The sequence below is a fragment of the Methanosphaera cuniculi genome, from assembly GCF_003149675.1.
In the GTDB taxonomy this organism is placed as follows: Archaea; Methanobacteriota; Methanobacteria; order Methanobacteriales; family Methanobacteriaceae; genus Methanosphaera; species Methanosphaera cuniculi.
Genome location: NZ_LWMS01000045.1, coordinates 1 through 25,352, shown reverse-complemented (window position 1 = coordinate 25,352; position 25,352 = coordinate 1). Strand labels below are relative to the sequence as shown.

Annotated in this window: 19 protein-coding genes and 2 tRNA genes; 10 read left to right on the top strand and 11 right to left on the bottom strand. The window is 29.2% G+C overall.

Annotation, left to right across the window (positions count from 1 at the left end; translation table 11 throughout):
• Positions 1-13: 13 nt before the first annotated feature.
• Together MSCUN_RS07120 and MSCUN_RS07115 are read left to right on the top strand one after the other, a co-directional pair.
• A tRNA-Val gene (locus tag MSCUN_RS07120) sits at positions 14-85 on the top strand.
• A 35-nt stretch (positions 86-120) separates the two neighbouring features.
• Positions 121-193, top strand: a tRNA-Phe gene (locus MSCUN_RS07115).
• 207 nt (positions 194-400) lie between these two features.
• On the opposite strand, the gene MSCUN_RS07110 is transcribed toward MSCUN_RS07115, so the two are convergent.
• From MSCUN_RS07110 to MSCUN_RS07070, 9 genes are all read right to left on the bottom strand, one after another.
• Positions 401-1,246, bottom strand: a complete 846-nt coding sequence (locus MSCUN_RS07110; RefSeq protein ID WP_095608554.1) for a YrzE family protein — start codon at positions 1,244-1,246, stop codon at positions 401-403.
• 108 nt (positions 1,247-1,354) lie between these two features.
• Positions 1,355-2,644 (bottom strand): tRNA (N(6)-L-threonylcarbamoyladenosine(37)-C(2))-methylthiotransferase, encoded by a 1,290-nt coding sequence (locus tag MSCUN_RS07105; protein WP_095608555.1) that lies wholly within the window; start codon positions 2,642-2,644, stop codon positions 1,355-1,357.
• Between the two features lie 32 nt (positions 2,645-2,676).
• Positions 2,677-3,333: an HVO_0476 family zinc finger protein gene (locus tag MSCUN_RS07100; RefSeq protein ID WP_095608556.1), complete on the bottom strand. Its 657-nt coding sequence runs from the start codon at positions 3,331-3,333 to the stop codon at positions 2,677-2,679.
• Between the two features lie 2 nt (positions 3,334-3,335).
• On the bottom strand, positions 3,336-3,827 hold the full coding sequence (hacB, locus tag MSCUN_RS07095; protein WP_095608557.1) for a homoaconitase small subunit: 492 nt from the start codon (positions 3,825-3,827) through the stop codon (positions 3,336-3,338).
• 51 nt (positions 3,828-3,878) lie between these two features.
• Entirely contained in the window at positions 3,879-4,847 is a 969-nt protein-coding gene (locus MSCUN_RS07090) for a beta-ribofuranosylaminobenzene 5'-phosphate synthase (RefSeq protein ID WP_095608558.1), read from the bottom strand.
• A gap of 183 nt (positions 4,848-5,030) precedes the next feature.
• A complete protein-coding gene (locus tag MSCUN_RS07085; RefSeq protein WP_095608559.1) occupies positions 5,031-6,662 on the bottom strand; it encodes a tRNA uridine(34) 5-carboxymethylaminomethyl modification radical SAM/GNAT enzyme Elp3 in 1,632 nt (543 codons plus the stop codon).
• A gap of 190 nt (positions 6,663-6,852) precedes the next feature.
• Positions 6,853-8,022, bottom strand: a complete 1,170-nt coding sequence (locus MSCUN_RS07080; protein WP_095608560.1) for a pyridoxal phosphate-dependent aminotransferase — start codon at positions 8,020-8,022, stop codon at positions 6,853-6,855.
• A gap of 138 nt (positions 8,023-8,160) precedes the next feature.
• Positions 8,161-8,859 (bottom strand): DNA repair and recombination protein RadB, encoded by a 699-nt coding sequence (gene radB, locus MSCUN_RS07075; RefSeq protein ID WP_180738338.1) that lies wholly within the window; start codon positions 8,857-8,859, stop codon positions 8,161-8,163.
• 324 nt (positions 8,860-9,183) lie between these two features.
• Entirely contained in the window at positions 9,184-11,757 is a 2,574-nt protein-coding gene (locus tag MSCUN_RS07070; protein ID WP_095608562.1) for an STT3 domain-containing protein, read from the bottom strand.
• 404 nt (positions 11,758-12,161) lie between these two features.
• Between MSCUN_RS07070 and MSCUN_RS07065 the strand changes: the two genes are divergently transcribed.
• A complete protein-coding gene (locus MSCUN_RS07065; protein WP_095608563.1) occupies positions 12,162-14,477 on the top strand; it encodes a DEAD/DEAH box helicase in 2,316 nt (771 codons plus the stop codon).
• A gap of 221 nt (positions 14,478-14,698) precedes the next feature.
• Here the strand turns inward: MSCUN_RS07065 and topA are convergent, their stop codons facing one another.
• Positions 14,699-16,870 (bottom strand): DNA topoisomerase I, encoded by a 2,172-nt coding sequence (topA, locus tag MSCUN_RS07060; RefSeq protein WP_095608564.1) that lies wholly within the window; start codon positions 16,868-16,870, stop codon positions 14,699-14,701.
• 570 nt (positions 16,871-17,440) lie between these two features.
• On the opposite strand from topA, the gene MSCUN_RS07055 reads away from it, so the two are divergent.
• Both MSCUN_RS07055 and MSCUN_RS07050 read left to right on the top strand, forming a co-directional pair.
• Positions 17,441-17,971 carry a metallophosphoesterase gene (locus MSCUN_RS07055; RefSeq protein ID WP_095608565.1) on the top strand — a complete coding sequence of 177 codons (531 nt, stop codon included), beginning with the start codon at positions 17,441-17,443 and terminating at the stop codon, positions 17,969-17,971.
• A gap of 35 nt (positions 17,972-18,006) precedes the next feature.
• Positions 18,007-18,654, top strand: a complete 648-nt coding sequence (locus MSCUN_RS07050; protein ID WP_095608566.1) for an RlmE family RNA methyltransferase — start codon at positions 18,007-18,009, stop codon at positions 18,652-18,654.
• A gap of 246 nt (positions 18,655-18,900) precedes the next feature.
• Here MSCUN_RS07050 and MSCUN_RS07045 read toward each other — a convergent pair whose 3' ends face one another.
• Positions 18,901-19,359, bottom strand: a complete 459-nt coding sequence (locus MSCUN_RS07045) for a hypothetical protein (protein WP_095608567.1) — start codon at positions 19,357-19,359, stop codon at positions 18,901-18,903.
• Positions 19,360-19,621: 262 nt separating this feature from the next.
• On the opposite strand from MSCUN_RS07045, the gene MSCUN_RS07040 reads away from it, so the two are divergent.
• From MSCUN_RS07040 to MSCUN_RS07020, 5 genes are all read left to right on the top strand, one after another.
• Positions 19,622-21,628: a minichromosome maintenance protein MCM gene (locus tag MSCUN_RS07040; RefSeq protein ID WP_095608568.1), complete on the top strand. Its 2,007-nt coding sequence runs from the start codon at positions 19,622-19,624 to the stop codon at positions 21,626-21,628.
• A 302-nt stretch (positions 21,629-21,930) separates the two neighbouring features.
• Positions 21,931-22,356, top strand: a complete 426-nt coding sequence (locus MSCUN_RS07035; protein ID WP_095608569.1) for a translation initiation factor IF-2 subunit beta — start codon at positions 21,931-21,933, stop codon at positions 22,354-22,356.
• Between the two features lie 372 nt (positions 22,357-22,728).
• Entirely contained in the window at positions 22,729-23,766 is a 1,038-nt protein-coding gene (locus MSCUN_RS07030) for a 60S ribosomal export protein NMD3 (protein WP_095608570.1), read from the top strand.
• Positions 23,767-23,877: 111 nt separating this feature from the next.
• Positions 23,878-24,840 carry a tyrosine--tRNA ligase gene (locus MSCUN_RS07025; RefSeq protein ID WP_095608571.1) on the top strand — a complete coding sequence of 321 codons (963 nt, stop codon included), beginning with the start codon at positions 23,878-23,880 and terminating at the stop codon, positions 24,838-24,840.
• Positions 24,841-24,870: 30 nt separating this feature from the next.
• Positions 24,871-25,215 carry a hypothetical protein gene (locus MSCUN_RS07020; RefSeq protein ID WP_146192120.1) on the top strand — a complete coding sequence of 115 codons (345 nt, stop codon included), beginning with the start codon at positions 24,871-24,873 and terminating at the stop codon, positions 25,213-25,215.
• The last annotated feature ends 137 nt before the right edge of the window (positions 25,216-25,352 follow it).

The window sequence follows — 25,352 nt, the reverse complement described above, 5'->3', positions numbered from 1 at the left end:
TTAAAAGTTCTCTGGGCCGGTGGTCTAGGGGTATGATTCCTCCTTGACATGGAGGAGATCACGAGTTCGAATCTCGTTCGGCCCACTTTAAATCTAAAAAAGATAATTTCATTATAATATGCCGTGGTAGTTCAGTTGGGAGAACGCCAGACTGAAGATCTGGATGTCGCTGGTTCAAGTCCGGCCCACGGCATTCACATTTAAATTACTACTATTTTTTTTAAGAAATTTATTTTATGAAAAAATAATTATTTTATAGAATACTAAATTTGCTAATTTTTTTTTGTTAACTTATCCATTTATTATAAAAAAAAATAAGTTTTTATGCTTAATTTATAAATTAAAAACTAAATTTAAGTATTTAAAAAAAATAAAAAGAGTGGAAGTTAAGTTGTTTTTTTTATTGTGAATTTATTGTATTTGTAAGTTTGTGTATAATATATTCACCTATTACACCACCAAGTCCTGTTAGTATTGCTGCAATTAGCATACTTATAATACATACTAGTGGATCATATCCTACAAATAGTGTACATATTCCTATGACTACTCCTATTATTGCTGACATTTTAAATGAATTTTTATAACTCATCTTTGGCATGATAAATATTGGAATTAATCCTGCTAGAAGTAGTGCTACTACTACTATTATACCAAGAGATGTCATATTTTGTGTTATAAATGGTACTAGTGCTTCTGTTGTTTCTGGTATATTATCCCCTGCTATTAAGAATAATCCTAGTGTTACAAAGAATATAAAGTCTATAAATCCCATTATTACACTTATTATTCCAAACATGAATTGCCTAGATTTATCTAGTTTCACTTCTGTATTTATTATAACTTGTGGGTTAGGATTTGGGTTTTGATTCATTTGATCTGCATATTCAGATGGTATATTTGCATCACCTGTTTGTTTTAGATTGTTTAGTTGCATGTTTTGTGCTTCTATCATACTTTCATTGTATTTTTTTACACTTTCAGGATCATATTGTAAATTAAACTCAGTTGATCCACAATACATACAACTTCCTACTTCTCTTGGATTTTCTGATTTACAAACTTTACATATTTTCTTATATGATACTTCAGGCATTTCTATTCCATGAAGTAGTAGTTGTAGTTCTGTTGGTGATCGTGCAAATTCTAATGTATGTCCACAGTTTGTGCATTTATCAAATGATAATGGTGCATAGGGGTTTACTTGAACAAAACGTTTACAATTTTGACATACTACGTAACTCATTTTAATCAAATCTTATATAATTTTTATTTTTTATTAATTTAATTTTTCATCTTTTTGTATATTTTTTATTTAAAAATATGTGTTTATATAATTTTTCATTTTTTTTCTTTATTCTATTAGTTCTGATAACAGATATGTCCGGTTAGGTTTTACTATTTTTACATTATGAAATGTTCCTAGTTTCACATCTTCTGGTATTATCACATTTTTATATGCATCTGTATATCCTACATATCCACCAGAACTTCCTTTTGCTAGTACTAATACATTATATGTTTTTGATACGTATTTTTCATTATTTTCATACATTACCTTATCTTTCATTTGATTTACTCTGTGTGATCTGTCTTTCATTGTTATGTGATCTATTTCTTTAAGTGTGTTTGATGTAGCTGTTGGTCTGTGCATGTATTTTGATATATGTATGATGTCTGGTTTTATTTCATCAAGTAATTCTAGTGTTTCTTGGAAGTCTTCTTCTGTTTCTGTTGGATATCCTACGATTATATCTGTTGCAAAGGTTAAATCTGGTATTTCTGTTTTAAATTTATTTAGCATGTATTTATATTCATCTATAGTGTGAAGTCTGTTCATCTCACTTAGTACTTTTTCACTTCCTGTTTGAATAGGTAAGTGGATGAAGTTGTATATTTTAGGATTTTGTTTGAAAACTTCTATTATTTCATCTAGATTTTCACGTAAGCTTTTAGGATGCATCATTCCTACACGTATTCGGTATTCTCCATCAAGATTTGCAAGTTTTCTTAGAAGTTCTGGGAATGATTCACCTGTATCAAAACCATAGCATGCTGTATCTTGTGCTGTTACTTGAAGTTCTTTAGCTCCATTACTTATTGCTTGTTGTGCTTCATCAACTATATTTTGAATTGGATAACTTACCAGATGTCCTCGTGCTCTTCTAGTACAACAGAATGTACATACACCATTACATCCTTCACATATTTGAAGTATGTGTATTAATGAATCTGTGGTTTTTGTATTAGCTCCTGCTTTTATAAGATTAGTTTTACCATATTCATGTACTATTTCATCATTTAATGCTTTTTGCACTACTTCATCTACTTTATCTACTTTATGTGGTCCTATCCAGCAGTTATCATGTGCAAATTTATTTAAACGTACATCATCTACTTCTACCATACATCCACCAATAATAAGTTTTTTATCAGGATAGTTTTCCTTGATTTTTCTTATCTGTGTTATCATCTTTTGTTCTGTTGGTAGTTTTACATAGCAAGTGTTTAATATTATAACATCAGCATCCTTAAGATTATCTACTATAATGTATCCTTTTTCATCAAGGATTTTAGTCATAATATTTGTATCTGCTTTGTTAAATGTACATCCATGTGTTTCTAAATAAATTTTTTTATTCATAATAATGTTATCCCAAATTATATTCTTTTTTTTTAGTTGAAATAGTTGTCTTTATTTTTTTCTTTATCTTTTATTGTGGTTTTTACAACATATTCTGATAAGTCATATTTTACTTTTGATTTATCATTATTTGGAAGTAATCTTCCATAGATTCTTTTTATTACCTTTGCATATGCATATCCTTTACGCATATTTCGTTCAAGTGTCTTAAATGCATAGATACGGAATTTTTTACCATATACTTCACCTACATCTCCTATTGCAAAGATAAAGTCTCGTTCTACTTCTATTTTATGTGATAATACTATTCCATGATTATCTATTGTTAGTCCTATTCTTGCCTGAGTATCTAGTGATTTTGCCCATATAGTTTTAATATCAATTACTGGACATTCAAATACACGTTTTTCTTCACTATTTTCAATTGATGTTACTTCTACATCTTTATCATCAATATATAGTAGTGTTCCAACTTCCAGGTATTCATCTGAGAAGAGTTCTACACTTGTCTTCCATGATTTTTCAAATTCACTTATTATCACACGTACTTTAACAGCATGTACTTCTTCTGGTGCTGGTGTCCAATAGGTGTGTTCACAATCGTTACATTTTACTAGTAGTTCTTTATTTTTCTTACCTTTAGTTTTTAGTATTTCATAGTCATCTGAGTTGCATGATGGACATGTCATTTTTATTTTCCTCCTTTCTCTTGTATGTATTGATTTACAACTCCTCCACATTCAAGGATTTCAAGCATTGTAGGATCAAGTGGTTGTATTTCATATTCTGTGTTGGTTGTCTTGTTTTTTATTATTCCATCTGTTATGTTAACTTCTAGTATATCTCCTTCATCTACTTCTATATCTGCTGTTATTACTGGAAGTCCTATATTTATTGCATTACGATAGAAGATTCTTGCAAATGATTTAGCTATTATAACAGATACTCCTGCAGCTTTTATTGCAACTGGTGCTTGTTCACGTGAAGATCCACATCCAAAATTCCATCCACCAACTATTATATCACCTTTATCTACTTTTTGTGCAAATTCAGGATCTTCAGCTTCCATTACATGATCTGCTAAGTCTTGTGGGTTGAATGTTCTTAGGTATCTTCCTGCAATAATCACATCTGTATCTATGCAATCACGAAACTTCCATGCTTTTCCTTCTATATTTTCCATTTATTCATCTCCCGAGTATTTATTGATTTTTATAATTTCATGTTATATGTACTATATTTTTATTTTTGCACCATGATTTTTTCCTTTTGTAACTGTTACATTTGCATTACCATCTAATAAATCTAAAATATCATGTTTTAATGTTTTTGTATTTGTATCAGTTATTCCAAAACATGTAGGTCCAAATGAACTCATACCAGCTCCTGCTACACCATTATCTAACATATAGTTTATAATTGTATCTATTATTGGTGGTTGTAGTTTTCGTTCTATACTTTTAAATCCTACCTTTTGTATTTCATTTACAGCTTTTCCAAATGATGTTATATCACATTCTACTATTGCTGGCATTAGTTTCATAAGTGTAATGTATGATATTGTTTTTACATCATCAAGTTTTATAGGTGTATATTTTTGAAATATATTAACTTCATTTGATCCACTTGCACCAGCATTAATATCAGGTGTTACTAGTATTATTTTCCAATCATCTGGTATTTCATATCTTGCTATTAGTGGTGGTGGTGATACATTTGATGCTGATGATGGAAGAAATGAGTGTTTATCAGTTTTTTTATGTCCTCCATCAATTATCAGTCCACCTTCACTAAATGAGTATACTCCAATTCCACTTGTTCCACCACGTCCTATGATGTTTGCAAGTTCATAGTTTGTAAGATTTACATCATTCATGTGTGCTAATAGTGATGCTGTTGATAGTGATAATTGTGTTCCAAGTCCTAGACCATGATGTATAGGGTATGCTTCATTAATTTTAAATGTGTATGTTGTGTCAATATCTAGATAATCACACATTTTCATATAAGATGATAGTATTTTCTTTTCATATTCATCATCTAATCCATTTGTTATTATTTGTGTCTGTGTATTATTTTCTATACATTCAAGTTTTAATGATGGCTTATCTAGTGTTAATCCTATTGATCCATCAACTCGACCTATTGATCCATTAAGATCTATTAATGATAAATGTAATCTTGCAGAAGTTTCAATTTGCATATTAATAATTCACAACCTTTTTATGATAATAATTAAAAATGGTAGAAAAATAGTGACTATAAATTCTTATAATTAAATTTTTTTATTTTCTTAAACTATTTTTTTATACTATTTTTAATATTTATAAATAATACTATTTATGTATTATATAAATAAAAAATAAAAAATAAGAAGGTGGGGAGTTTATAGTTCTAGTTGTTTTGACATGTAAGGTCCATCTTTTTCATAGCCGAGTTTACGATAATAGTCACGTACACCAATTCCACTTATAATACTCATTTTATCTTTGTTATATTCATCTTGTGCAATTTCCTCAGCTTTTTTTATTAAATTTGTACCATAGCCATGATGTTGCCATAATTTATCATCAGTTTTTCCAATATTTTGCATATGCCCATATACGTGAAGTTCACGAATAAGTGCTGTGGTTGGTGTTATTTCAGGTCTAAAAGCATTCTGTGATGGTATACGAAGCCGTGTAAATCCAATTAGTATATCATTTGATACATCCTCATATGATAAGAATATTTCACGACCACCTACAGCTTTATAATCTGTTCTAAGTAGTTCAATATTATCATAGTCTACATCTATTCCATGTGCTTTTTTATGTCCTACTTCACGACATCTTATACATTGACATTGAATATCTTCTTCTTCTAGGCGATTATATACTAATTCTCCCAGGTTTGATTTTTTAACACCCGCATTTATTAGTGTTGCTGGTATATCACGTTGTATACGCATGGTACGTACCCATTTAGGAAGAATTTTTTTAACATCTACAATAAGATCAACTGCTTCATCTGATGTGTATGGTTCATATTCACCTTTTTTCCACATTTCATAGAATTCAGAGCCTTCTGTTATAAGACATGGATAGATTTTAAGCATATCAGGTGAAAATGATTCTTCACTAAAGAGTCTTTTAAACATACGTAGATCCATACTTCGTGATTGTGTTAATCCTGGCATCATATGCATAGCTACTTTTATTGCACTATCACGTAGTATTTGGTTTGCTTCAATTACATCATTTATACGATGTCCTCTATCTATTTGACTATATACATGATTATATAGTGTTTGAACTCCAAGTTCTACTCGTGTTACTCCAAAATCAAGCATTCGGTTAACATCTTGATGTTTTGAATAATCTGGTCTTGTTTCAAATGTAAGTCCTATACAACGTACTTTACTTGTTTCATTAACTTTTTGAACATCACTTATGTATTTGAAGTCTGTTGGTGGTACTATCTCAATTTCACGTTGATTTTTTGGAAGTGTGTCTACTATTTTTTCAAAGTCATTCATTGCTCTTAGTGCTTGTGTTACAAACCATTCTTGGTAGTCTAGTGTTCTTGATGCAAATGTTCCACCCATAATGATTAGTTCAACTTTATCTATTGAATGACCAATATTTCGTAGTTGATATAATCTGTTGAATGTTTGTATGTATGGATCAAATTTAAACATTCTTGCTCTTAGTGCTGCTGGTTCTTCTCCTGTATAACTTGGTGGTGCTATGCTACTTTCAGGACAGTATTTACATCTTCCATGTGGACATTTATGTGGATGACACATTATTGCAACTATTGCTACACCTGATATTGTTCGTGTTGGTTTTTTCATGAGAAGCGGTCGTATTTGGTCAAGTTCTTCATCTTTTGCATATTGTAGAATTTTTGAGTTGCTCATAAATCCTGGTAGCTTCATGTTTCGACATGTTTGTATTTTTAGTTTTTCAAGATCTTTTTTGTTTGTTATATTTTTATTTATAGCTTCTTCTATTATGAATCTGCAGGCTTCTTCCATTATTTTGTTACCTCCATTATGAAAAAAAGATAAATTAGTTTTCTTTCCGTATATTAGTTAAATTAATTATGTGTATTAATAAGTGATTTTATTTATTCTTATTTTATAGATTTAAAAAAAATAAAAAAGATTAAGATTTAAGGTGAGAAAAAAAAATGGTAGGAGAGATTTATTTTAAGTTTTAATGAATTTATTTTGGTATTATATTTTGTCTTTTTTGTAGTGTTTCTACAGCATCTTTAAATTCATTTCTAAATACCATTATTTCCTCTGTTGGTATTGAATAACTTACACGTATATATCGATCTCCAAATAATTTACTTGTATAGTTTCCTTCTCGTACAAATATGTTTTTCTCATCAAGTAAATATGCTGCTAAATCTACTGGATCAAGACCTGTTTGTGATATATCAATTACCATCATGTTTGCATCTGATGGATATACAGGTAAAAATGTTCCTGGTGTTTCATCTACTGCTTCTTTGATAAGTTCCTGATTTTTAAAGCATGTTTGTTTAATTTCATCAATCCACTGATCTTTGGTTTTTAGTCCTGCTATTGCTGCTTCTTGTGATAATACATTTGTTCCAAGATCATTTATTACACTTGCACGCATTGGACGCATAAGATCTGGAGTACTTATTACAGCTCCTATTCTTAGTCCTGCCATACCAAATATTTTTGAGAAACTATATACTGTTATTGTATGTTCTGGTGCATATTGTGCAACTAGTGTATGTTCTCGTGCAAAGTCACGATATGTTATATCATGGAGTACTATAATGTTGTTTTCTTTTGCTATTTCTGCAATTTCCATGATTTCTTCTTTTGTATATGTTGCTCCTATTGGATTTAGTGGATCAATTAGTATGATTAGTTTGGTTTCCATGTCAATGTTTTCACGTATTAGTTGTGGTGTTAGTTTATATCCGTGTTCTTCGTTGTATACTGGTATTTCTTTTACATGGTTTCCAAATCTGTTACAGAAATTGTTTATAATTAGATATCCTGGATCTGATGCTATTGTGTTTGTTATATGATATAGTGATGTGCTTATTGCAAGATATAATGATTCTGTTGCACTTGCTGTTATTTGTACATCAAATATGTTTTCATCAAGTCCTAGATCTTCTAGAATTAATTGTTTTAGTTCTGGAAATCCTTCTGGTGGTGGATATTTACAGTAGTCACGTTTATGTGATGCTTCTATTAGTGCATCTTCTATTGCTTCTACTTTTTGTAAGTGATTTGTGTTTTGTCCCATCCATATTAAATCTTCTTTTTTATATAGGTAGTCAAAGAATTCATTTACTGAGTTAAATCCTTTTGGCACCTTTTTTTCTTTCTTTTTAAATACCATTATATCTTCTCCAAAAAAGTTTTTTTTAGAAAAATTCTTATTTAATTTCTTTTTAAATTGTAATTATCCTTTCTTTTTAAGTTTAATGTAGTGAAAAAAATCATATTATTATTTAACTTTTGAACTATTCTATTTTTTTTATGTTATTCCCGTATCTACTATTTCAAAGTTTATCACAGAATCCGCCGGTTTTGTTTTATGTCGTTTTAGTGTGGCTGATCTCATGTTTGATATTAAATCTTTTTGTATTTCTACAATTACTTTACTCCAGTATTTTAGTACTGTTCCACCAATTGGTTCAACAATAAGATCATCTGAGTCAAATGGTGAGTAGATTTGATTTGTAATTACTACAGCTATGTCATATTCTCGACTTAGTATTAGTAAATCTGACATTAGTTTTCCAAGACGTTTATTTATCTCAGTTGGATCTCCATCTTCTATACGATATAATGCTACGATAGAATCTATTATTAAAATGTCAATATCAGAGTCATTTTCAAGTACTTCTTTTATCTGTTTTATTTGAAGAAATTGTTCATCAAATGTTTTAGGTTCAAGTAAGTAAATGTTATTTACTATTTTATCAAAGTCAAGTCCTGCTATTTGTTCGATTCTTTCAAGTGAAATTCCACCTTCAGTATCCATGTATATGGCTTTTTTACCATCTTTTGTGGCTTCATATAATATTTTCAGTGCAATATTTGTTTTTCCACATCCTGGTGGTCCATAAAATTGTGTTACACACCCTTTTTCTATTCCTCCACCAAGAAGTATATCAAATGATGAATTTGTAGGAATGAGTGTTGCCTTTTTTAGGTCTGAAAGTGTTTTCAATTTTCTTATCTCCTTATTATATAAAATCATAATATTGTTTATCTGGTAATAATTTTTATTAATTATAATATAAATAATAGAAAGGTTTAAAAAAGTAGTTATTTAAGTTTTATTAAAATATATTTTAATTTTTCAGAAGATAATTTTCTTTTATTATATATTGTATGTAAAATTAGAATTTAAAAAAAAAGGTTACTCTTTTTATAAAATAAGTATGGTATTATAATTTTAGAATTTTAATAATTTAATTAAATAAAAAAAGAAAAAAGAAGGATTTTTGGAGTGTAAAAAAATTAATTATTGTGTTTGTAAATTTATATTTATTTACGTCGTGTTTGTATTGTTTGTCTTATTAACAACTGCTTGTGCTTGGTTTGTATTACCTGTTGGGTATTCAAATACATTCCATACACTTATACCAGGTTCTGTATGTGTTAGGTTAAACCTTGTTGTGTTCATTCCACTTTCAAGATATAGTTTGGTAAATACAGCATTATCAAGATATGAATCATATAGAACTGTGAAGTATGATCCTCCACCATTGTTATATACAATAAGTGACATGTTACTGTTGTTATTTACTATTCTTTCTGAAAGTTGATTGTTTTCTATGTATATTAGTTTATGTGGTTTAAGTAACTCATTACCTGTTCCATCTGTTAATTCTTTTTCCATTCTTTCTTTATCTTCAGTGGTTGACATGTTAAGTGACTTATTAAGTTTACTTTGATCAACATATGCAAAGAGCATTGGTACTCCTTCTGTTTCATTTGTATTTGATGATGAAACACCTACTACACCATTGTCCATTCCAAGGATAAATGTTTTACCATTTATTTGTTCTGCTTGAACATTTGCTGGGTAGTATGAGTAGTGTGTGGATGTTTGGTTTTGGAAGTTCCATGTTCCAAAGTATGACCACCATGCTGCTTTTGAAAGCATATCTGAACTTAATATTAAGTCAACTGGTTTTGTTTGTGCAGGATGTGTTTTGTCAAGAACTGCATTTGCTTCTTGTTGTGATAAGCCTACAGGTCCTGTTAACTCTGCATTTGCTTGATTTCTATCCATAGGTAGTATTTTATTTAATACTTCTACTGTTTTTGTTGTGTTGTGTGTGTATAAATCTAATGTATTTGATGCTTCTTCTCCACTATTTGCAAGCATTCTTAAAATACCTGCGGAGAGATCCTCATTACTTGTCTGAAGTGCATTACCTATCCAGTATGCACGCATGTTGTTCTGTGAACCTCCATCAAATACTACTTGACGATCAGCTACTTGTGTAAAGAGGTGACCGTAATCCCACCAAGATGCAAGTACTGTATCTTGTGGTGTGTTTGCTTTAATCCATGTTAGGGTATTATACATATCATCATTTGTACTTCCTACAGATTGTGATGATACTGTATGATCTGAAACAAGAGGTGGAACTGCTGCAAGTAATACAACAATAAGTCCAATTATTGCAACATATTTGTATTGTTCTGTTTTAAGATCAATATCCTTAATTATATATCCTACAAATAGTCCTGAAAGTAATGATACAGGAACTGCAAATTGTTCTATAAACCTTGTACCTTGTGTTAGCATTATAGCTATACCTACAATCCATAATAGTAATAGTACAAATAGGAAAAGGTTATCATATTGTTGTTTTTCAGTCCATTCAATTTTTCCAGGTACGAATTGTTTTTCAACAATTTCCTGAACTTCTTCTTCTTGTTTTTTAGTTTTAGGAGTGTAAGATTTTCCTCCTACTCGTTTTTTAGTTTTAATTTCTTTTGGTTGATCTTCTATTTGTTGTTTTTTTGTAACTGGTTTTTTCCAGAGTAAAGCAACAAATAGAACTAATCCTGCAAGAGCATATAAAAGTCCAAAGACTCCACCACTCTGGTTTGCAATATCAATTACTTGTGGTACTTGCATCTCACCTACAGATACATATACGTTAGGATATGCTGTACCTGCTGTTGCACTTTGAAGTGATGTTGATAAGCTTACTACAGATGTTATTGACTCAAACATTGAGCCACCAACAGTAATTGCGAGTAGAATAATGGTTAATATAATAAATACAATCGCTGGTATTGTAACCGGATTATTTTTAAACCATTGCTTTTTATTTGAAAGATCCTTACCATCATGCCGATCCATAATATAACTTGCAAGATAATAAAGAATCAATGTTCCTACAGTTAATAATACCATATAGGTGTATCCACTCCATGCAAGTGAAAACAATGCAAGGAATACGGATGAAATTGCAGCATAAACTGCCTTCCACACAGGTTTTGTGGCATATACTGCTTCTATTAAGAATAACACTATAAGAAGCGGAAGCAGTATGTTGAACATATCTGTATCAAAGAAACCACCGTATGTGTGTGAGAAATATGCAGGAGCAGCTCCTGCAATAACACCTGCAACAATAGCTCCCCAGTCATTACCAGTTGCACGACGTACTATGAAATATGCTGGAATTACTGCAAGTGTACCAATAAATGGTCCAATCCAGTATGCAACTTGTACAAGTGAAACTGATGTGAAAATATTAAGGAATTTGTAAACAAAAGCTGTTAATACTATAATTACAGGTTGATAGTCAGCCGCACGCCCATCAGGGGACGTTGAAAGTGAATCCCAATCAGTACCATTAACAATTGTATCTCCTAAATGCCCTGTTTCTAAATAATTCTCTGTTAACCTAAAGTTATAATATGAGTCTATCTCTGTGAAATATGGCATTCCGTTGTCGTCTTCATATAAAGCTTTAAGACTTTCATTTTGAATTCCACCAATATTAACAGTCTCTGCACGAATTGCAAAAAGTGTAACCATAAGTAGAATAACAATAATAAAAGGTGCAGCTTTTTTTAATACTTCTTTACTGTTCATATATAGATTCTCCCTTTTTTTACCCTCCAAAAAGCCTATTAGATAGAAAAAAATAGGATACAAAAAAATTTATTTATATTGAAAATTTTGATTTTATTTTTAAATTATTGAATTAAGAAATTTTATTCCCCCATTTTTTCATAAAATTTTCCTTAATCAAAAAGTATTATTATGAAAAAAAAAATATTTTACCAGAATATTTATGGTCATTCTATAATCAAAAATTATCCTTATATATGTTTATAAATAAAGATATATTTAAACTTATTAAGAAATTTTTAAAAGAAATAAAGCTATCATTAAAAAAAATTGAAATATGAAAGATGAAATAAGAATATTCAAACTAAAAAATAAAAAACAAATAAGAAATAAAAGAAAAAAAATGATCATACAGGAAGTTATAAATGACACAAGAAATACTAACATATTTTCAAAATAAAAAATACTTTAGAGATAGAATAGAACACATCGAAGAAATACCACCACGAAGAGCACGTTACTCAATAGAAGATCCAAACTTACCTGCAGCACTATCAGACTACCTAGATAAAAATAACATCAAATTATACACCCACCAATATAAAACACTACAAAGTGTACGAAGTGGAGAAAATGTATGTATAACCACACCAACATCAAGTGGAAAAACACTCTCATTTACATTACCAGTACTTGAAGATTTAACATTAAATGAAAATGACACAGCACTCTACTTATATCCAACTAAGGCATTAGCTAATGATCAACTTAAAAGCATACTAAAAGTAGATGAAGAATGTGAACTTGAAATAAATCCAGCAAAATATGATGGTGATACACCAAAATCAGAAAGACCAAAAATCAAGCAAACATCACGTCTCATATTAACCAATCCTTATGAATTACATCTTATACTACCATGGCATAAACAATGGGAACGCTTCTTTAGAAATCTAAAATACATAATAATAGATGAAGCACACCAATACCGGGGAGTATTTGGATCTAACATGGCACTACTTATTAGACGACTTAAACGAATATGTAAATTCTATGGATCTGACCCACAATTCATCGTATCAACAGCAACACTAGCAAATCCACAGGAATTTAGCGAAAAACTAACAGGACTAAACTTTAAAATAATAGATGAAAACGGAGCTCCATCAGGACGAAAATACTTCATCTTCTACAACCCATATAAAGTAGCAAGTAAAAATCCATCCATACACACAGATACCCAGAAACTATTTAAAACCTATATTGAAAATGATATGCAAACTATATGCTTTGAAATATCAAGAAAAATGGCAGAAGTAGTAGCATTAAGATCAAAAAAAGAACTTCAAAATACAAATCTAAAACTTGCAAATCAAATAACAGCATACAGAGCAGGATATACTGTAGATGAAAGAAAAAAAATAGAAGATGATCTAAAAAATGGAAAAATCAGAGGAATTGTAACAACAAATGCATTAGAACTTGGAATTAACATAGGATCACTTGATAGTGTAATGATAGCAGGATATCCAGGAACTCTTATATCAACATGGCAACAAGCAGGACGTGCAGGACGAAAAAACCAGGAATCAATAATAACACTACTAGCATTTCAAAATCCACTAGATCAATACTTCATGAAGCACCCAAAAGTATTTTTTAACAAAACACATGAACATGCAATAATAGATCTTAACAACCGTGAAATACTAAGAGGACACTTAAAATGTGCAGCATATGAAAATCCTATAAGATATGATGAAATAGAAAACTTCGGATTTGATGATGAAGGAGTAGTTTTTGATGAAATAAGCGACCTTGAAATGGAAGGAATACTAAAATATACACATGATGTATGGAAATATGATGATGAAAAACTTCTAAAACAAGATAAAACACCAAATTTTGAAGTAAATCTTAGTGATGTAAGATCTGAGCCATACAAAGTATTTAATGGACATCAATTCCTAGAAGAAATGAGTGAAAAACAAGCATTCCGAGAAGCTCATGAAAATGCAGTACTAATACATAATGGAGACACATACCTAGTACGTGAAATGGACATAGCAAATAAAAGAATATATGTTAAAAAAGTAGATCTTGACTACTACACTCAAGCTTTAAAGGAAATTGATGTTAAAATCGTACGAGAAGAGAAAAACCAGAAATTCAATGATATAACACTAAGTTATGGAAAATTAAATGTAAAAGAAAAATATGACCGATTTAATACAATACACTATAGTAAAATATCATCATCTAAAAAACTAAACTTACCACCATTAAACTTTAAAACACAAGGATTCTGGTTTACAATACCATATGATATAAAAGAAGAATTAAAACATGAAATGGGAAATACAAACATTAAATTTAATGATATGTTCATGGGAGCTATGCAAGGTGTTGTAAATATTATGCTATCTGTAAGTCCATTTCATGTAATGTGTGATACATATGATCTTGGTGGTGTTACAAAAAATATGCATGAATCAACACTTAATGCAACAATATTCATATATGATGCATTTGAAGATGGAGTAGGATTAACTAAAAAAGCATTTAAACTATTTAAAGACATAATAAAAATGTCATATGAAATGATACATGATTGTGAATGTAGTGATGGATGTCCAGCATGTATCTATACATCACAACAACAAACAGATGATAAAAATCTTAACAAAAAAGCAACCGAATTTATCCTTAAAAGATTATATGAAATAACAAAAGATGCCTAGTAAATACAATACTTTCTCACTTTTTTTTTATCATCAAAAATTTCCTTTTTTTTAATTATCATTCTATTTTTTTTCTATCTAATAAAAAAAAGAGGAATTTAAAAAAAAATATATTATAATTTTTTAATTTTTACATATTTAAAAAGAGATTAAAAAAAAAAGGGGAGATAAAGGTTATTTTAAAAATAAGGGTGGTTAGGATATTTTCTTTTTTTTAGTTTTTATTTTTCAGATTCACTATTTTCCTGTTTTTGTGCTGCTTCAAAGTCTGCTATTGAGGATGTGAATCTACATTTTGGAAATCCTGTACACCCTATGAACTCTCCAAATCTTCCCATACGTTTTATTAGGTTTTCTCCACATTGTGGACATTTTCCTACTATATCATTGGTTGATTTTTTTCCTCCATTTGCACATTCAAAGTTTAAACATGCACGTTGTCTTGGATTTCCATATGATATTAGTGGAAGTCCACATTTTTCACACTTAGTTTTTAGTATGTTTGCACCTGATGGTAGTGAATAGGTTTTCTTACATTTTGGATAATTTGAACATCCTACGAATTTTCCTCCACGAGGTGATGATATTACAATGAGGTTTCCTCCACAATCACATTTTCCTACTATTCGGCTTTGTTCATATGTAGCATATAGTTCTCGTCCTATATTTTCTTTATTATCATCTATTGAATTTAGTATTTGATTTAGTTCATCTTTAGCATCATCTACTACTTCATTTTCTGTAATTTTCTTATCTTTAATTTCAGATAGGTATGTTTCAAACTCACGAGTCATCTGTTCACTTGTTAGGCGTTCTGAGTACTTATTTAGTGTATCTATCATATGTTCTCCAAGTTGACTTACTTCAATCTTGTTTCCTTGAACATATTTTCGTGTGTAGAGTATTGCTACTATGTTTGCACGTGTTGCTTTAGTTCCTAATCCACGTTTTTCTAGTTCTTTTACAATTGATGATTGATTATATCGTGCTGGTGGCTTGGTTTCTTTTTGTTCTTCTTTTACTTTTGATTTAAGTGTGGTATTTTCTTCCATTTCTGGGAAGTCTTCATTTTTCACTTTTTTATACTGGTATGGATCTAATGCTAGGAATCCTTCTTTGTATATTCTTTGTCGTGAGAAGTTAAATGGTTCACCATTAATATCTAAGTCTACTTTCACAGATTGCATCTCTGCTTCTTCACCAAAGATACTGATAAAACGATATGTTATTAGGTCATATATTTTTTGTTCATCTTTTGATAGATCTTGTGGTAGTGTTCCTGTTGGGTGAATTGCAGGGTGTGCTTCATCTGTTTTTTTTCCTTCATTAGGTTTAATTGGTGCTTTTAGTTGATCTATTTTTTCTTTGTATTTTGGATCTTTTGATAGTTGAAGTAGTATGTTTGGAAGTCCTAGTGATGATGGTAGTTTCTGGGATGATGTACGTGGATATGATGTATATCCTTCAGTATAAAGGTTTTGTGCTATTTGTTGTGTCTTTTTTGGTGTGAAACCAAATTGTGCAAATGCTTCTGATTGTAGTGTTCCAAGTTCAAATGGTACAGGTAGTGATTTTTTATGTTTACGTTCTGTAATTTTAGTTACTGTTGCATCATGTCCTTTGGTTTTTTTAATTATTTCATCAACTTCATCTTTGTTGAAGATTTTTCCTTTTTTATGATCTGCTATTACACCTTTTGGTAGTTTTGCCTTAATTAGCCAGTATGGTTCAGGTACGAATTTTTTTATTTCTTTTTCACGTTCTGTTAGTATTGCAAGTGTTGGTGTTTGTACACGTCCTGCTGAAAGTTGAACATACCTGTCTGCTGCTTTTACTATTGAATCTGTCATTGCTTTTGATATATTTACACCAAATAAAAAATCAAGAATGTGACGTGCTTCTCCACTATCTACCCAGCTTTGGTCATCTACTAGTGGATATGCTTCATCATATGCTTTTTGTAAGTCTTTTTTAGTTAATGCTGAGAACTTCATTCTGAATGTTTTATCTATACTTTCAGGTCCACATATTTCTTTTAGTGCATTATATCCAATTAGTGTTCCTTCTGTATCATAATCGCATGCATGAATAAATCGATCTGCTGTTTTTGCAAATTTCTTTATTGTATCTATATAGTTTTTTACGTAATTTTTTGATTTATCAGTTTCATATAGTGGTACCCATTCTACTTCAAATAGTCTTTTTTCTTTCTTATTTTTTGCTTTTAGTGAATAAAGATGTCCTACTGCTGATAGGATTATTATTTCTTTTCCATTTTTTTCTATTGTATAGTATGGTACTCTTTTATATGAGCTTTTTACTGGTGAATCAGATAATGCCTTTGCTACTTTTTCAGCAACTTTTGGCTTTTCACATATTATTAATTCACTCATCTTTTTTAATCTCCCCAAAGTTATTAAATGTTAAAAATGTGTTTTTTTATAAAAATAAAAAAAATAAAATTAATTGTTCTATTATATATTGTTTTTGTAAAAAATTATGTAATTTCTTATTTTTTGGATAATATTATATATTAAATATTTTTTTTCCTTTATAATAATTTAGTTATGATATTATTTGTTATATAAATATAATATATTCATAAACAATATTGGTAATTTTAATATATTTATAATTTTAAATAAAAAGAAGTTTTAGAATAATTATATTTTATAGTATTTCATATTTAAATTAAAAAAAAAAATAATCATTATTAGTATTATTGAAATTATTAAATCTTATATAAATAATATAGAACTAATAAAAAAGAAATATTATAATATAATAAAAATTTTTAAATTGTTTTATCTAAAAACAATAATAATAGTCTAAAAAAAATAGAAAAAAATACAGATAAAATATAAAGAAATTTAAAGTAGAAAAAAATAAGTTAGAAATCAAGAAGTGAAAAAAAAAGAGATTTAAAAAAAAATAATAATTATTATAAGAGGTGTTTATTTAAAATGAAAATAGGAGTCATATCAGATACACATATACCAGCACGTAGCTACAGTATACCAGAGAAAGTTTTTGAACTATTTGACGGTGTTGAATTAATTCTTCATGCTGGTGATATTGAAGATCTTAGTGTAGTTGAAAAATTAGAAGAAATAGCACCAGTAATTGCTGTATGTGGAAATTGTGATAATCATCCTACATTAAACACATCTGAAGTTATTGAAGTTGATGGAATAAAAATAGGACTAATACATGGAGTAGTATATCCACGAGGAGATACACAACAACTCTACTATCTTGCTAAGCAACTAGGAGTAGATGTTCTAATAAGTGGACATACACACCAGCCAATGATACAACAAATTAAGGATGTGCTTTTGCTTAATCCTGGAAGTCCAACACAGCCAAGACTAACAGATCCAACAGTGATGCTACTAGAAATTAATGATGGTAAAATAGAAGCTGATATAATAAAAATTGGAAAACCAGTATGTCGAATACTTGATGTTTCACAATTTAAAAAACAAGAAAATTAATGGTAATAATATATAATATGGAGGATTGAATAACAATGAGTCGATGGAAAGCAAAACATGATAAAGAACACTACTATAAACTTGCAAAAAAACAAAACTACCGCTCACGTGCATCATACAAACTAAAACAACTAGATAAAAAATATGGTCTACTAAAACCAGACTATAATGTGGTAGATCTTGGAGCAGCTCCAGGTGGATGGAGTCAAGTAGTAGCTGAAAAAATAGGAGAAGAAGGAAAAGGACAAATTATAAGTGTTGATCTTGAATACATCAAACCAATAGATCATGAAGCATATACTGGAATTAAAGGAGATTTTACTGATCCTGAAATTCAACAAATGGTAATAGATCTAATTGATGGAAAAGCTGATATAATATTATCTGATGCATCACCAAAACTTACAGGAATAAAAGATATAGATAACTTTAAATCATATGATCTTGCAATGGCAGTACTTAACATAACAGATAACATACTAAAAAAAGATGGAAATCTTATTATGAAAGCTTTTCAAGGAGAAGCATACCAGGAACTTCTTAAAAAGCTAAAAAAGAAATTCAGAACAGTAAAAACAACTAAACCTAACTCATCACGAAAAAGAAGTAGTGAAATGTATGTAATAGCACGAGGATTTAGACCACCACGAAAAAATAAAAAGACTCAAAAACAAGAAGAATAGAAAAAAAATAGAACATTATTTTTTTTACACATATGATAGGTTTAAATATAAATAATAAATAATTTAGAAAAAAAAGTTTTTTTTAGTTAAAATAACAATTAAATGTGTAAAAATAAGTTATTATAAAAAAAAAATAATTTATAAAGATGAAAAAAAGAGAACTTAAAAAAATAGAAAGATTGTTATTTAATCTTCTTTTTTAATCTTTTTTGTTATCTTGTTTTATCATACTACTAGTAAATTAATCTATTTTGTAGTATTTGATTTTGCAACATTTCCACCAGTAATTTGGTTATATATATCATGTGCTTGTTTTAATTCATCTTTTGCTTTATTAATTTCTTCATTAACAATATCTTCAGATTCACCTTTTGATATATCACTATCAATAGATTCTATTGTATGATTTGCCTCAGAGAGTTTTACTACTCCATTGTTAAATGTTGATTTTACATTTACATCAGGTGATGATCCAAGTTGTTTATCTAAAGTATCATATTGTTTTGATAAATTTGAGTAATCTGACTTTATCTGGTTTAAACTATCATATGATGCTCCATTACTTACTTTATTTGTAACAGAATCACTTACATCTGAAACACCAATATATGCAGCAATACCAATACTTAGTATAATAAGTAATATTGCAATTAAAGAAATTGTAAGAGAAGTTGTTTTAAATAATTTTAAACGTGATCTTTTCATACAAAACCCCTAAAAGTTTTATTTTATTATTATCCTTAAAAAAAGTTTATTTTTTTAAAAATTATAAGTGTTTATTATCTATAATATCTATTTTTCTAAACTATTAAATATATAACATTCAAAAAAAAATATTTTTTCACATAAAACTATATTATCACATAAGCAAATTTTACTTCTATTTTTTATCATAAATTCTCTTAAATTTCATACAAATAAAATTTATAAAAAAGTTAAATATTTTTAAAATACATAAATATATTACATGGAAACTACATTAAAAGAAGGTACTAATTTAAATCAAATTTCAAAACTTGAAGAATTTTTTAGTGCTCAATGTAAAGATGAGGTTTTTGAAGCTATTAATGAATATCCACAACAAAAGTCAGTAATAATCGATTATAACCGACTTGAACGGTATAATCCTGATTCTGCAGATATTCTTATTGACAAGCCTAATGAAACATTAGAGGCGGCATCAGAAGCAATAATAAATATTGACCCTCAAAACCGTAATGTTCATCTAAATGTACGATTTGAAAATGTACGAAACATCGTCCCACTAAGATTTCTACGTAGTGAATATATAGGAAAATTCATAGCTGTAGATGGAATTATACGAAAAACAGATGAAATACATCCACGACTTCAAACTGCTGTTTTTAAATGTAGAAGCTGTGGAAGAATACATGAAGTAAAACAAAGATCTAATCTAATAACAGAACCTGCAATGTGTGATGAATGTCGTAGTCATTCATTTGAAATACTAGAAGATGAATCAATATTTATGGATACACAAACCATAAAACTACAAGAACCACTAGAAAATCTTTCAGGTGGAGATCAACCAAGACAAATTAATGTAGTGCTTGAAGATGATATGGTTGATACACTTGCACCAGGAGATAAAGTACGAATAACAGGAATTCTAAAAACTAGACGTGATGATAAAACCAAACGCTACTTCACATTTATTGATGGAAACTATATCGAACCACTCGAACAAGAATTTGAAGAACTACACATTAGTGAAGAAGATGAAAAAGAAATTATCGCTTTATCACGACAACCTGACATATACCAGCAAATAATAGAGTCCACCGCACCATCAATTCAAGGATATGAAGAAGTAAAACAAGCAATAGCATTCCAACTCTTTGGAGGATCAGCAAAGATACTAGAAGATAAAACACATATTAGAGGAGATATGCACATACTAATTGTGGGAGATCCAGGGATTGGAAAATCACAAATACTAAAATATGTATCAAAACTAGCACCACGTGGAATATATACAAGTGGTAAAGGAACAAGTGGAGTAGGGCTAACAGCAGCAGCTGTACGTGATGAAATGGGAGGCTGGAGTCTGGAAGCTGGAGCATTAGTATTAGGTGATAAAGGAAATGTATGTGTAGATGAACTTGATAAAATGAGAGAAGAAGATAGATCTGCAATACATGAAGCATTAGAACAACAAACAATATCAATAGCAAAAGCAGGTATAATGGCAACACTTAACAGCCGATGTAGTGTACTTGCAGCTGCAAACCCAAAATTTGGAAGATTTGATAGATACAAAAGTGTAGCAGAACAAGTAGATCTACCTTCACCAATTCTATCACGTTTTGATCTTATGTTTATTGTTGAAGATAAACCAAACCGAGAACGTGATCATAACCTAGCAGGACACATTCTAAAAATACACCAGGAAAATACAGTACCATACAAAATTGACCCTGAATTACTAAGAAAATACATTGCATATGCTCGTAAAAATGTAGATCCACAACTTTCAGATGAAGCAGCAGAAGTACTTCAAAACTTCTATGTAACAATGCGTGGAGGAGCAATTGATGAAGATTCACCTGTACCAATTACAGCAAGACAACTTGAAGCACTTGTAAGACTATCTGAAGCAAGTGCAAAGATACGATTAAGTCCTGAGGTTAAAAAAGAGGATGCTGAACGTGCAATTGCTCTACAACAATATTGTATGATGCAAATTGGATATGATCCTGATACTGGAAGTGTAGATATAGATAAAGTTGAAGGAAGAACACCAAAATCCCAACGTGATAAAATTAACATAGTAACTGAAGTAATAAATGAAATATGTGAAGAATATGAAGGTGATGCACCACTTAATGTGATAAATGCAGAACTTGGTGATCGCTATAATATGGATGAAAATGAAATTGAAAAATATCTTGGAATTCTTAAAAATAAAGGTGTAATCTTTGAACCAAAACAAGGATACTTCAAGCCAACATAAAAAGAATATTATTTTTTGGTTTATAAAAAAATAAATTAGTACCATTCAACTATGAATATATAAACAAATTATAATAGTAACAAAAAACATAAGTATATTTATACTAGAAAAATAACGAATAAAAGAAAGAGCAAAAAAAACTAAAATACATAAAAAAAAATGAATCTCTACAACTCTTTCTTATAATTAATATTTTTTTTTATAAGATTATAAAATACTAAAAAAAGAATAAGGAAATAATTTTTACAAAAAAATGACATTCAAAAAATAAAAAAATAAAAAAATGGAGGTAAATTATTACTATGTCAAATAATACAGATTTCAAAACATATGAAGAACTTCTAGATAAAGCATATGAACAACTACCTGAAACAATCTTTGAAGAAACAAGATTCAAAGTACCAAAAGGATACTCTGTAATACAAGGAAGCAGAACTGTAATTAAAAACTTTGGAGATATTGCAAGTACACTTAATCGTGACCCACAGCATGTACTTAAATACTTACTACGTGAACTAGGTACAAGTGGAAATGTAGAAGGAAACCGTGCAATATTACAAGGTAAATTTACACACTACCTAATAAATGACAGAATATCAGATTACGTAGATAACTTTGTAATGTGTCATGAATGTAACCGTCCTGATACAGTTATCATACGAGAAGACCGTATTGACATGCTAAAATGTATGGCATGTGGAGCTCGTGCACCACTAAAATCATTATAAGGCCTAAGATTATTTTTTGTATATAAAAAAAAGTGGAATGAGAATAATATTTTTCCCCCCATTTTTTTATAATTTTATACAATTCTTTTTTTTAAAACTTACTTTTTTTTCTAAAGAATTTTTTTAAATAAATTTTTAATATTTTATAAGAATCCTACTTTTTAATCTATAAAAATATATCATAATTTTTCAATGAAATTTTATATGAAAATAAGATAATTTATTTTTATAAAAAAAAATACTTTTAACTTTTAAATATTGCTTTTTATAAGATATAATATAATAAGATAATAAAAAAGTACATAATATACGAAAAAAAATTATTATACTAACATGAAAAAATTAGAAATCAAATAAGGAGGATAAAAGATAATGTTTTGCTTATTATGTGATAGTGAAGAAAAACTATATGATGGTTTATGCAAAAAATGTTTCCTCAGAGAATATAAACCAGTAGAAGTACCAGAATTTGCAACATTTAAGGTATGTTCACACTGTGGAGCAACACAGAAACATGATAAATGGGTACAAACAGGATACTATGATGATGAAATAATAAATGATGCAATACAAAAAGACATAAAAATAGATCCAAAACTTGAAGATGTAGAAATAACTACTGAGATTATAAATAATCGGGGAACTGTATATGAATGTATGCTACATATCTATGGAAAAGTAATTGATGAATATATAGAAAAAGATTATCCAATAGAAGTAAAAGTTGAAAAAAGTGTATGTCCAGATTGTAGTAAATTCTATTCAGGATACTATGAAGCTGTAATACAACTAAGAGCAGATGAAAGAAAACTAACAGATGAAGAAATTCAAAAAGCTGATGAATTCATATCAAATGAAATACAACGTCTATGTAAAACTAACAAACTTGCATATGTGGTTGAACGTATAGTATTAAAAGAAGGAGTGGATTATCAGATAGGATCATATAACAGTGCACATAAAATTGCAGTTAATCTACAAAAACAATTTGGAGGAACAGTTAAAGAATCCAGAAAAATTGTAGGACATGATAAATCACGAAGTCGTGACCTTTATCGTACATGGCTATCTGTAAGAATACCATCATTTAATCGTGGAGATTTCATAGAATATGAAGATACACCATATGAAGTTGAAAAAATAGGAAGTCATAAAATAACAGTTAAAAACCTTAAAAAAGGTGAAGAAGAACATATAACATGGAAACAAGCAGATGACATACGAAAAGTTAAAACTGCTGATGACATCCAAGAAACCACAATAACAAACATAACACCAAATGAGATACAAATACTTGACCCTGATAACTATATGACAGTGGATCTTAAATTAAATGATAATACTCGTAAATTAAATATTGGTGAACAAATAAAAGTTATAAAAATAAAAGATAGAATATACATATTATAATAATAGGTAATAAAAAAAAATAATTAAATTTTAATTATAATAATAAATTCCCATTTAAAAAGGGGAATTTCTTAACTTTTTTAGTAAAAAATATAATAAAGAGGATATAAAATGGATGTAGGCGAAGCTATAGATAATATCGCAAGAGATACAGAAGAAATTATAGAACTTGAAGATTTACGTAAATTAATAGAATCTGATGATGAAAAAGTAGCATATGTAGGATTTGAACCATCAGGAAAAATACATCTAGGACATGCACTTACAATACGTCGTATGATGGCACTACGTGATGCAGGATTTAAAATTAAAATATTTATTGCAAATCTTCATGCATATCTTAATGGAAAAGGAACACTTGATGAACTTGATGAATTAGCAGAATCAAACATAAAAAGCTTTAAAGCATTAGGTCTTGTTGATGATACAGAATATATCATAGGATCAGATCGTATCACACCTGAATACATGATTAAAGTATTCCAAGCTGCACAAATGATCACAATATCCCGTGCACAAAGAAGTATGGCACAAGTATCACGTGATAAAGATAACCATAATGTAGCTGAAGCATTATATCCAATAATGCAAGCACTAGACATGTACAGTCTAGGTGTAAGTGTTGCAGTTGGTGGAATGGAACAACGTAAAATACACATGCTAGCACGTGAAATACTACCAAAAGTAGGATATCCAGCACCAGTATGTATCCATATACCATTAATACATGGTACAGATGGATCAGATAAAATGTCAAGTAGTAAAGGAAACTTTGTAGCAGTAGATGATGATGAAAAAACAATAAAAGATAAGATAAATAAAAGCTTCTGTCCAATAGGAGTAGTTGAAGATAACCCAGTAATGGAAATAGCACACTACTACATATTCTCAGATAATGAAAAAATACACATAGAAAGACCTGAAAAATTCGGAGGAAATCTTGATTTAACAGAAACAGAACTTCATAATGTATATGCAAATGAAGAACTCCATCCAATGGATCTTAAAAATGCAGTAGCAGATTACCTTATTGAATACTTAAGACCAGTACGTGAATACATGGCTGAAAACTAAAGTACTATAAAATTCTAAAAGAAGGTGAAGATGATGGCAAAACATACAATGAAAATAATATCAGGAATGCAACCAACACAAGTTCAAACCTTAATTGACACATACTCTCTTCAAATGGTACAAACAAAAGAAGGACTAATATATCTTGAAGGAGAACTAGAAGATCTAAGACACGCAACAAAACATGTGGTAGATGTTACACTACCTCCAGGACCTACAGTAACTGAAATTAAAAATGCTGTAGATAAATATGATATTGCATTAAAACAATCAGATGATGGACCTGTATTTCATGGATCATTATATGAAATTAATGAAGCAATAAACTACCTTGTAGATCAAATGTCAGAAAGATTAGGACTTAGTGATGATTAAATCCATATAAAACTACCAATACTCTTTCTCCACCCTATTTTTTTATTAATTATTTTTTATATTACATAAAACTAATTTTTATCTAATTTTAACAAATTTTAAGTATTATTTTATTAATTTAAAGTTCTATTCAGGGA